Annotated in this window: 9 protein-coding genes; 2 read left to right on the top strand and 7 right to left on the bottom strand. The window is 46.4% G+C overall.

Features of this window, described 5'->3' with window-relative positions; all coding sequences use genetic code 11:
- Positions 1–264: 264 nt before the first annotated feature.
- A complete protein-coding gene (locus JGK39_RS20225; protein ID WP_293254949.1) occupies positions 265–453 on the bottom strand; it encodes an XRE family transcriptional regulator in 189 nt (62 codons plus the stop codon).
- A 253-nt stretch (positions 454–706) separates the two neighbouring features.
- On the opposite strand from JGK39_RS20225, the gene JGK39_RS33670 reads away from it, so the two are divergent.
- Both JGK39_RS33670 and JGK39_RS33665 read left to right on the top strand, forming a co-directional pair.
- The gene (locus tag JGK39_RS33670; protein WP_366048923.1) at positions 707–2,437 is read left to right on the top strand and encodes a hypothetical protein; all 1,731 of its coding nucleotides are present in this window, start codon (positions 707–709) and stop codon (positions 2,435–2,437) included.
- Between the two features lie 30 nt (positions 2,438–2,467).
- Positions 2,468–4,165, top strand: coding sequence for an Eco57I restriction-modification methylase domain-containing protein (locus tag JGK39_RS33665; RefSeq protein ID WP_366048922.1), 1,698 nt, complete (start codon positions 2,468–2,470; stop codon positions 4,163–4,165).
- Positions 4,166–4,187: 22 nt separating this feature from the next.
- Here the strand turns inward: JGK39_RS33665 and JGK39_RS20215 are convergent, their stop codons facing one another.
- From JGK39_RS20215 to JGK39_RS20190, 6 genes are all read right to left on the bottom strand, one after another.
- The gene (locus JGK39_RS20215; RefSeq protein WP_293254946.1) at positions 4,188–4,457 is read right to left on the bottom strand and encodes a type II toxin-antitoxin system Phd/YefM family antitoxin; all 270 of its coding nucleotides are present in this window, start codon (positions 4,455–4,457) and stop codon (positions 4,188–4,190) included.
- A gap of 83 nt (positions 4,458–4,540) precedes the next feature.
- A complete protein-coding gene (locus tag JGK39_RS20210) occupies positions 4,541–4,870 on the bottom strand; it encodes a XisI protein (protein ID WP_293254943.1) in 330 nt (109 codons plus the stop codon).
- The gene (locus tag JGK39_RS20205) at positions 4,858–5,154 is read right to left on the bottom strand and encodes an element excision factor XisH family protein (RefSeq protein WP_293297240.1); all 297 of its coding nucleotides are present in this window, start codon (positions 5,152–5,154) and stop codon (positions 4,858–4,860) included. Before JGK39_RS20205 ends, JGK39_RS20210 begins: the two co-directional genes overlap by 13 nt.
- Positions 5,155–5,238: 84 nt before the next feature.
- Complete coding sequence (locus tag JGK39_RS20200) at positions 5,239–5,655, bottom strand: putative toxin-antitoxin system toxin component, PIN family (RefSeq protein WP_293297237.1); 417 nt, start codon at positions 5,653–5,655, stop codon at positions 5,239–5,241.
- Complete coding sequence (locus JGK39_RS20195; RefSeq protein WP_293297234.1) at positions 5,655–5,900, bottom strand: hypothetical protein; 246 nt, start codon at positions 5,898–5,900, stop codon at positions 5,655–5,657. Before JGK39_RS20195 ends, JGK39_RS20200 begins: the two co-directional genes overlap by 1 nt.
- 385 nt (positions 5,901–6,285) lie before the next feature.
- Complete coding sequence (locus JGK39_RS20190; RefSeq protein ID WP_293297231.1) at positions 6,286–11,088, bottom strand: glutamate synthase-related protein; 4,803 nt, start codon at positions 11,086–11,088, stop codon at positions 6,286–6,288.
- Positions 11,089–11,220 lie beyond the last annotated feature (132 nt).

Genomic DNA, 11,220 nt, shown 5'->3' with positions numbered 1-11,220 from the left:
CTGTGACGCTAATACTGCATAATTTCAGCCCAAAAGCGTTTGGATTCCAAGTTTTCACAACTGATAAAAAAACCGACCCACATCTGCGGAATGTGGGGTTAAAAATTATACTCCAGTTTAGCTAACAGTTACGCATCAAGCTTAAGAAACCGGGTTTTTTACAATCTATTGGTAAAAACCAAAGATTTTCGTAAAAAACCCGGTTTCTGACTGCCCGTGAGTAAGTCCTATTTATCAAGAATTCCTCAAGAACCCCGCTACCATCTAAGGCTGTTCCTTCTCCTCAATTAAGTCGCCCAGATATAACTCGATAAACTTGGACGCAGCCGGAGGCTCAATTTCTTGAAGAGTCTTCACAATCTCCCTCACTGTTTCTGCTGTGGGATCTCTGATTTCGTGTACCCAACGGTAAATTTCCAACACTTGTCTGAAAGCTTTGCCTGCTTTTCCCATCGTACCTGTGCGTGCAGCCTGTCCGTCTAGACAATCGTGTCAGAGGCTCTTGACTAAGTAAATGTGCACCTAATGCGTTACGTATTGTACAATAAATGTGATTATTTAACTTGCTGCAAAATTACGATTTCACACTGAAAATTTTCGTTGCGCGATCGCCCGTTTTGAGTTTAACTGGATGGGAGGCAGAAGGTCTGAGCCGTTGTTGCACTTATATACTGTAAAATTAACTTAATTAATCTGCTTTTAAAAGATGACCAATCGCTCTACTCGCGCCCTTTTTCATAGCAAAACACTCAACACTGCTTTGCGTGCTTTTAGCTTTCCGCAAGATATGGAAGTGCGCCACCAAAAATTGGGAACGTGGATTGCGGCACTTAAAACGGGTACGTTAGACGAAATTAAAGAAGTTTCGCTGCATGGCAGTTTTATTAATGATATTTTTCAGGATGTTTTGGGATATTGCTCGGTAATTCAAGGTGCGGGGAAAGCTTGGGAAATTAACGCGGAACAAACGATATCTGATGGCGGCGGTTCTGCTGATGGGGCGATCGGCTTTTTTACGGCTGCTGACAATCCTCAAGGCCAAGTTAAGCTGCAAGGTAAAGTTGTTGCTCCGATCGAACTCAAGGGAGCGAAAAATGATTTAGACCGTCCCGCATCACATGGGCATCCTGCGCGATCGGAATCAGCAGTTGACCAAGGATGGCGCTACGCTAATTATACACCAGATTGTCGCTGGATTATCGTCTCGAATTATCGAGAGTTGCGACTTTATCATACCAATAAAACTCCCGCTTATTACGAACAATTTTTTCTGACTGATTTGGCGGACATAGAAGCTTTTAAGCGGTTTTACTTTCTGCTGTGCCGCCGCAATTTTTTGCCTTCCCAAAATCAAACTCAAGCAGTTTCTGCGATCGACAGACTGTTAAAAGAATCTGAGGAAGCTCAAGAGGAAATTACCAATCAGTTATATGAAGAGTACAAAGCAATTCGACTCTCTCTCGTCAAGCATTTTCGCTTTACCGGGCCGCCGGATATCCCCAACCGCGATCGCATACTTATCGAAAAAGCTCAAAAAACTTTAGACCGCGTTTTATTCATTGCTTTTTGTGAAGATAGAGGATTGCTGCCGCGAAACACCCTCAGCAACGCTCACGACCACAAAGACCAATACAATCCTAGATTAATTTGGGAAAATTATCAATCTGTCTTTCGCTGGATAGATGTGGGAAATGATGACCCTCCTGTACCGGGATACAACGGCGGTTTATTTAAATTTGACCCGATTTTAGACGCACAATTGAGTGTTCCCAATCCCTTATGCAGTCAGCTTAATAAGCTGACCAGATTTGATTTTGATACCGAAGTTTCCGTCGATATTTTGGGGCATATCTTCGAGCAGTCTGTGACGGATTTGGAAGAGTTAAATGCTGAGACTGCCGGACAGGAATACGATCGGAAAAAAGGCAAGCGAAAAACTCAAGGTGTGTTCTACACGCCAGCTTTTATTACTCAGTATATTGTGGAGGTTTCTCTCGGCGGCTATTTGCACCGCCGAGAACAAGAATTGCGTTCAAGCTTTCAACTTGGTGTTAGCGAAAAAACTGGGTTTCTTGAAGAAACCCGGTTTTTGGATACACATGGGGACTCAGAAACCGGGTTTTTTTACGAAAATACTTCGCACTCACCCGCAGATTCGGTAAAAAACCCGGTTTCTTTGGTCGGAGCGCGCAAGTCTTGTGCTATTAAGTTTTGGGAAGCCTATCGAGATGAAGTGCTGCAAAAAACGCGAGTCATCGATCCAGCCTGCGGTTCGGGAGCTTTTTTGATTGCGGCTTTTGATTATTTGATGCAGCAGTACGAAAGAGTAGATCGAGAATTGAATGCTTTGGGATGTCAGCCAAATAATCGCAACTCCCTTGAATTTGACAGAACTATTTTAAGCAACAACCTGTACGGCGTAGATTTGCTGTCATAATCGGCGGAAATAACCAAACTTTCCCTGTGGTTGAAGACGGCCAAAGCGGGTAAAACGCTGACTTATTTGGATGATAACATTAAAGCGGGAAACTCGATCGTAGCTGACAGTAATGTAGCAGATACAGCCTTTGATTGGAAAGCTGAATTTCCCCAGATTTTTGCTGATGGCGGTTTTGATGTGGTTATTGGCAATCCGCCTTACGTGCGGCAGGAGTTGCTGTCTCCTATTAAGCCTTACTTGCAAGCAAATTATGAATCGTATAACGGCGCGGCTGACCTTTATATTTACTTTTACGAACTCGGGTTAAAGATTCTCAAGCCGGAGGGCGTGCTTTCTTATATTGTAACTAATAAATGGCTGCGATCGGGATACGGCGAACCTCTACGCAAGTTTTTTGCCACTCAAGGTTTGCTAGAGCAAATTATTGATTTCGGACACGCGCCAATTTTTGAGCATGCTGATACTTTTCCCTGTATTGTCGCAGTCAGAAAACCTAACGCTTCTATATCTACCTCTGAAACTGAAAGCGAGATTGATCCTGGTAAATCGGAACCTAATTCGTCTGCGATCGTTTGTTGCGTTCCGCGTGAGGATCTTGCTAATATCAACCTTACACAATACGTTCAACAACAGGGTTATCAAATTTCGCGCGATCGTTTTACTGCGAGTGCTTGGAGTCTGGAACCTCCTGCTGTGGATGAGTTGATGCAGAAAATAAAGCAAGTGGGAGTCCCGCTCAAAGATTTTGCAGGGGTTAAGCCTTATCGAGGTATCTTAACAGGATTTAACGAAGCTTTTTTGATTAATGAAGCTACTAAAAACAGTATAGTTCAAGCTGATCCTAAATCTGCTGAAATTATCAAGCCATTATTGCGAGGTCAAGATATTAAACGCTGGTATCCTCAATGGGATGAAGTTTGGATCATCTTCGCTCATAGAGATATTGAGATAGAAAACTATCCTACGATCAAATCTCATCTGGAAAAATATAGAACTAAGTTAGAAGCAAGAGCAGGCAAACAATTATGGTGGCAGTGGCAAGCATCGCCATCTTTTTGTAACCTATTTCAACAGCCTAAACTTATCTATCAGGAAATTCAATTTCATCCAGCATATAGCTATGATAATAGGGGTTATTTGACAAACAATAAAGCTTTCATTATTCCGACCTCTGAATTGTATATCTTGGGAGTGCTTAATTCAGCACTCATGTGGTGGCACAATTGGCGGTATTTACCGCACATGAAATATGAAGCACTGACTCCCGTTGGCGAATTGATGGAAAAGCTGCCAATCGCACCACCAACTGACTCAATTCGTGCCGAAGTCGAACCAATTGTCAGCCGTTTAATTGAAATCGCCAAAACTAATCAAGAAACTCATCGAGATGTCTGGCAATGGCTGGAAATCACTTATTTAATTGATAAACTCGGACAAAAACTCGAAGATTTTTCGGCCCTTTCCTTTGCAGAATTCGTAGCAGAAATCAGAAAGCGAATGCCGAAAACTAAATCCTCAGATCCTCTCGGCGTTGCTGGGCTAAAAGCAGTCCGCGAAACTTATCATGAATATGCACCGGCCATTCAATCTCGCAAAGCTGAGGCGTTGAGGCTCGAACACCGTTTATCTGACTTAGTTAATCAAGCTTACGGATTGACACCGGAAGAAATAGATTTGATGTGGAAAACAGCACCTCCGCGAATGCCGATCGCCCGACAGATTTGATACAATAAATGTTTGTAAACCATCAAGTTTTGCCATTGGCCAGTTTTTTTAGTGTTTCTACAAAGGTTTGGGCACCCACCATTTGAGACTGACTCAACGCGGATTTGGCTGCTTTACCTAACAGCATATCTTCTAATTCCATCAGTCGCTCAATCAAGCGCTGATAGGCATCAGCGGACATAATTACGTGGCTGGGGTGCGATTTATCGGTGAGTAAAACTGGCTCGACAGCAGCTCGGTTAAAAACTGTCCCCTGTGGATTGCAGGCTTCTGCGAGGGTGTAACTTTGCATGACAAATGTTATGAGTGTGGGTTATGTCTATTTTAGGCAAAACCGGCAGGGATTGGGAGGTCGATCGATCGCCAATGTGACCTTTAGCCAACCGCAAACTCGGTATATTGCCGTCTGTAGGGAGCGTAAAATGCCAAAACAATATCTGTCTTGGGCACTCCGACTTCTACTAATTCATTGGCTACTCCGATTTCTGTGCCATCGCGCTCAATCCAAATTTTACCGTCTTTGATTTCGATGTAGATGAGACAGCCGAATACCCGCGTCATATCTTGCCAGCCGATATGCAATACTTGATAGCGATCGCGCTCTCGGTCAAAGATTAAGTGAGTTTCTGTATCGTTGGGCGATCGATTTTCAGTGCGAGTTTTAAGGATTTTCTGCACCAATTCACTATAATCTAATTTCTCCACTCTACAATCTCCTCCTGCTGGGCGTTAAAAATCAACAATTTCATTTGATGCTTTGCAATTACCCTTTGAATGAATCTTCTTTGAAAAAAATCATCGTAAACATCGCTGGTAACTGCTAAATACAGAATTCGTTCTGGCTCTGTCAATTCTAAAGCGGAACGATAGTTGAGACATTGACCGAGAGCTAAGTGAAAGTCAGTTACGTTGGATGTCCCTAGAAAAGATTTTACCTCTATTGCTATCTTTTGACTAGCTTTCTCGGCTGCTAAGAATCTCCGTATCAATTGACCGGACATTATATAATACGGTATTTTAATTCTGCTGTCACTCTATCTTTTTGAGATTTTAGTATTTCACCACTACTAAATTTAGTCATAGAAGACTAAATTGATAAAATCTGCTGCTTTCAATATGGTAACATTCTGATAACTATTGAGCGAGAGAAGATGCTTGTCGCCCGTAACAATATAGGTAGCATTTCCAATAACCGCACACTCAACAACCATATCATCATCAGGATCGGCATCGACGACTTTGAGAGTATTGGTTAGCGTCACTAGCCGTGAGTAGTCAATTACCTCTTTTACTAAGGCTGTTGCGCGTTCTATTTCATATTTTAACTTACCTTGCAGTTTCTCCTGAAATTCATCAAGAATTTCTTGGCAAGTGACAGATTGAACTATCCCCCGCTTTGCTAGCGCTGTACACTGAAAAGGTTTACTATTAGCTGATAGAACGGCAGAGATGAGGATGTTGGTATCAAATACAACTCGGCTATTTAGCATTATTCTTCATGCAATAGTTCATCAATAAATTCTTCCCGTTCATCCTCTGTCATTGCATCCCAATTTTTCCCTCTTTGTTCAGCAGCCTGTCGCGCTTTGTCTGGGCCATCATGGGTTAATTTTGCCCAGGATTCCCAAGGCTGCATCAGTAATAGTTTTAATAATTGCTGTTTTTTGCGATCGGGTAATTTTTCCGCTAATTCAATTACTTGGTCATCGGTTAATGTCAATGTTAATGTTGGCATCGATTCACCTTTCAGTAAAAATCTGCTTTTTCAATATATCATAATACAAGTGGTAATGACCTCATTCTGGGATATAGTTTACCAAACTTCTTATCCGTAGATTTCTCGTTCCTCAACACAAAATTTCGTAGAAACTGGGTTTCTCGCCCCACGTCAATACCTCAGAAACCCGATCGAATACTAACAGTTACGCATCAAGCCAAAGAAACCGGGTTTTTTACCTAATCTGTGGGTTATAACCAAAGATTTTCTCAAAAAACCCGGTTTCTGACTGCGCCTACAAGCTAAAGAAACCGGGTTTTTTACCTAATCTCTAAACTACAACCAAAGATTTCGGAAAAAACCCGGTTTCTGGCCATAAGCTAAAGAAACCGGGGCTGCAAAATTACGCTTTCACAGCAATCTTTTGTTCCGAAGCCTCCGGCGAATTCGCTTCGCTAGGCGGCACAACTTGCCAGAACTTCGGCAAGTATTCCGACCAATTGGCGAGAATCTTCGCGGCTTTTTTGCTGTTAGTTCGATCGCGCTGCATCTCGATCAACTCTTTCAATTGCGCCTCCCCAGCGGCCGTAGAAACCCGCTGCATCTTCACAATCTCTCCGTTGACGTGGGCCGGGAAATTGCCATCTTCATCGAGGAAATAACCCAAGCCGCCTGTCATTCCAGCGCCGACGTTCCGGCCGACTTTTCCTAAGACGACAATGACGCCGCCAGTCATGTACTCGCAACAGTGATCGCCCGCACCTTCAATGACTGCTTTCGCCATCGAGTTGCGTACCGCAAATCGTTCGCCTGCTTTACCCGCAGCTAACAGGGTTCCGCCCGTTGCGCCGTACAAGCAAGTGTTGCCGACGATCGCATTTTCGGCTGCATCATACGTCGCACCAGCCGGCGGTTCGATCGCAATTTCGCCGCCGTGCATCCCTTTACCAACGTAGTCATTAGCTTGGCCCGACAGTCGCAGCGTCATCCCCGGCAAATTGAACGCGCCGAAGCTTTGGCCCGCGCTACCAGTGCAGTTGAGGGTAATTTCACCGCTAAAGCCTGTGTTGCCGTGTTGCAGGGCGATCGCACCTGATAAACGCGCTCCCACAGTGCGATCGGTATTCACCAATTTTACGCTCTTGCTGACAGTGCCGTGATTGGCGATCGCACTTTGAATCTGGGCATCCGCGAGCAAATCGTCGTCCAACACAGGGCCGTTGCTGTGAATGTCGCCGTGGACTAAGAAAGATCGATCGCCTTTAGTATCCGGCAACTTCGTCAAACAATCCAAATTAATCGCTTGAGTTTTAGTTAGTTTCACCCCTTCGCGCATTTTCAGCAAATCCGCGCGGCCGATGATATCTGCGATCGACTTATAACCCAACTTCGCCAACAAACTCCGCACTTCTTCTGCTACGAAATAGAAGAAATTCACAACGTGTTCCGGCGTACCGGGGAACCGTTTCCGCAAGTGTTCCTGTTGAGTTGTTACGCCCACCGGACAACTATTCATGTGGCAAACGCGAGCCATAATGCAGCCTTCGGCAATCATTGCTACCGTGCCGAAACCGTACTCTTCGCCGCCCATTAAAGCGCCGACAATTACGTCCCAACCAGTTTTAAAGCCGCCGTCAACGCGGAGCAAAACTCGATCGCGCAGCTTGTTTTCCATCAGCACTCGGTGAACTTCTGTCAATCCGAGTTCCCACGGAGAACCTGCGTGCTTGATCGAACTAAGTGGAGACGCACCGGTGCCGCCGTCGTGACCGGAAATTTGAATCACGTCGGCATTTGCTTTCGCGACGCCCGCAGCTACAGTGCCGATACCAACTTCCGATACCAACTTCACCGAAACTCCGGCTTTCGGATTGATTTGATGCAAGTCAAAAATCAACTGCGCCAAATCCTCGATCGAATAAATGTCGTGGTGGGGAGGAGGAGAAATCAAAGTCACACCCGGTTTCGATCGGCGCAAATAGGCAATGTACTCGCTCACTTTCGGCCCAGGTAATTGACCGCCTTCACCCGGTTTCGCACCTTGTGCGACTTTAATTTCGATTTGTTGGGCGCTCATCAGGTACTCGGGAGTCACGCCGAAACGCCCCGAAGCTACTTGTTTGATGGAAGAACAGGCTGTGTCGCCGTTCTGCAAACCTTTTAGGTGAGGTAGGGTTTGTGAGAAACCTGTCGCGCTCACATCGTTCAGCACATTGTATCGAATCGGGTCTTCGCCGCCTTCGCCGGAGTTGGATTTGCCGCCGATGCGGTTCATGGCGATCGCCAGAGTTTCGTGGGCTTCCGGGGACAAAGCGCCGAGGGACATTCCGCCGGTGGCGAACCGCTTGACAACATCTGCTACAGATTCGACTTCTTCGATGGGAATTGAAGGGCGATCGCTAGCGAAGTCGAGCAAATCCCGCAAAGCCGTCACCGGGCGGTTTTCTAGCTGTTTTTTGTAAACTTCGTAATGGTCGTAGGCGGTTTCAGGATTTTTGTCACCAATTGGTGTCATTTTTGGTTCGGCCCCGTTGCCGTTACCATTAGTTTGAAGCTTAAAGCTAGTCACAGCTTTGTGCAAAGCCTTGGCCATTTCCGGGCTGTTCATGTGATATTCGCCACCGCGCCGGTACTGCACGAAGCCGAAGTTTTCCAGCTTTTTCAGCAGCAATTCTGGGAAAGCCTGAGAGTGAAAAGACATCATCTCGTTAGCAAGTTCCGCGATACTCAAACCGCCGATTCGAGACACAGTACCTTTGAAGCCTAAATTGAGCAGATCGGTGCCAATGCCGATCGCCTCAAAGATTTGCGCGCCTTGATAGCTAGACAGCAGGGAAATTCCCATTTTCGACATGATTTTCAGCAAGCCGTTTTCTACCGCTGTGCGATATTTAGCTTGAGCTTCAGTGACGGTAATTTTGGGAACCTTGCCATGTTCCATCAAATTTTGAGTTTTGGTGTCAAACCACCAGCCGCGCACGCTTTCCAAGGCTAAATAAGGGCAAACAGCCACCGCGCCGTAACCGATCAAACAAGCAAAGTGGTGAGTGCTCCAGCATTGCGCCGTATCCACAACCAGCGAAGTTTGCATCCGCATCCCCACGCTAATTAAGTGGTGGTGAACCGCACCAACGGCTAGCAAGGGCGGAATATAAGTACATTCATCACTCAATCCCAAAGCAGATCCGCCCGCTTTCTTCTTTCTTGTATTTATTACATCCGCTACATCCGCTACATCCGCTACAAAATCCGTTGCCGAACTTCCTTCTTCCTTCGAGACTCGATCGCTCAAAATCAGAATTCTCGAACCTTCGCGCACCGATTTAACTGCATCTTGACAAAGTTGCTCGACTGCGCTTTGCAAACCAGCCGGCCCGGAAGTAATTTTGTAAAGAGTTGATAGTTGGGTTGCGGGGAAAGACTTTTGGTCTTTCAAAAAAGACAGTTCAGCGTCGTTGAGTACGGGGGAATCAATTTTTAGCAGCTTGGCATTTTCCGGTGTTGCTTGCAGTAAATTGCCCCGCAAACCAATATTCATCGTCAGCGACATCACCATTCCCTCGCGCAGGGGGTCGATGGGCGGATTTGTCACTTGAGCGAACCGCTGTTTGAAGTAGTTATAAAGTAACTGAGGCTTTTCTGACAATACAGCCAAGGGAATGTCGTCGCCCATGCAGAAAGTCGGTTCTTTTCCAGAACTCGCCATCTCTACAATCACCATGTCCAAATCTTCAGCGGTGTAGCCAAAAGCGGTTTGAGTGGCTAACAGCGCTTGTGAGTCGAGGGTTGCCGTTTCCGCAAAAGGCTGCGGTTGCAGAATTTCGCGGTTTTGTTTCAGCCATTCGCCGTAGGGGTGGCGCTTCGCAATCCGCTGTTTTAGCTGCCAATTTTTGAGAATTTCCTTGGTTTTCAGGTCAACAGCAATCATTTGTCCCGGGCCCAAACGACCTTTTTCGACAATATCTGCTTCGGGAATATCGACAACTCCGGCTTCGGAGGCGACAATTACCAGGCCGTCTTTGGTAATGCAGTAGCGGGCTGGGCGCAAACCGTTGCGATCGAGCGTAGCACCTACTTGCTTCCCGTCGCTAAATACCAGCAGCGCCGGGCCGTCCCAAGGTTCTTGAATGCCGCTGTAATATTCGTAAAAATCGACAATTTCGGGATAGGGAGCCAAATCCGGCTGATTTTTGTAGGCTTCGGGCACCAGAATTGTCAGGGATTCCAGGGGCGATCGGCCGGAGTGCACCAACATTTCCATCACGTTGTCCAAGTTTGCCGAATCGCTGCTTTCGGGATTGACAATTGGGTTGAACGTGTCGATATCCGCTTGACTCCAATTCGGGTGAGATAAATTGGCTTGCCGCGCCGTCATCCAGGTAATATTGCCCAACAGCGTGTTAATTTCGCCGTTGTGTCCCAGCAAGCGCATGGGTTGGGCGAGGTGCCAGCGGGGCATGGTGTTGGTGCTGAAGCGCCGGTGATAGACGGCAAAGGCGCTTTTGTAAGCGGGATTTTTGAGGTCGAGGTAAAATTCTGCTAGTACGGCCGATCGCACCATGCCTTTATAGACGATCGTGCGGCAGGAAAAAGAGCAACTATAAAATTCTTGGCGGGTGAAGCCTGGGCGATTTGATAGCGCGTGTCCGATGGTACGGCGGGCGAGAAATAGCTGTCTGTCGAGCTCATCTCCGGCCAAGTTCGGTGAACTTACAATTATTTGTTCGATTTGAGGTTGATTTTCTCGGGCTTGCGGGCCCAAAACCGACGGTTCAACAGGAACTTTGCGCCATCCCACCACAGTGAAACCGCGTGCTTTCACAACTTCCTCAACCACCTGCCGCGCGGTAATCGCTTGACTTTCATCTTGGGACAGAAACAGCATTCCCACGCCGCAGTTTTCCTGTGGTGGAGGCACAATTCCCTGTTCGGCAAACCAAGTATGCAACAATTCCCAAGGAATTGCCGTCATCAAACCCGCACCGTCGCCGGAATCGGAGTCGGCGCTGCAACCGCCGCGGTGTTCCAGACAAGTTAAGGCTGGGAGGGCTTTTTGAATAAGTGAGTGGGTAGCTTCGCCGCTTTGGTTTGCAATAAACCCCACACCGCAGGCATCTCTTTCTTCCACTAACCAGTTTTGGCCGGCAAAGGGAGTTCCTCGTTCAGTTTGATGCACGTTGCTGTTTCGATCGATCGTGTTACCCATGTTGATTGAATGTTATTTCTGTGATTGTGTGGTTGATTCGTTTTTATAGCTCGGAGAGAGAATACTACCGAGCGGTGGGAGTCTAGTAAACCTTAAAACAGCACATAGCAAGCTGATTTGATAAAAATTTAC

Source organism: Microcoleus sp. PH2017_12_PCY_D_A (genome assembly GCF_020738565.1).
Classification (GTDB): Bacteria; Cyanobacteriota; Cyanobacteriia; order Cyanobacteriales; family Microcoleaceae; genus Microcoleus.
The sequence above is the reverse complement of the archived record's forward strand: the minus strand, read 5'-3'. Positions and strand labels throughout refer to the sequence as shown.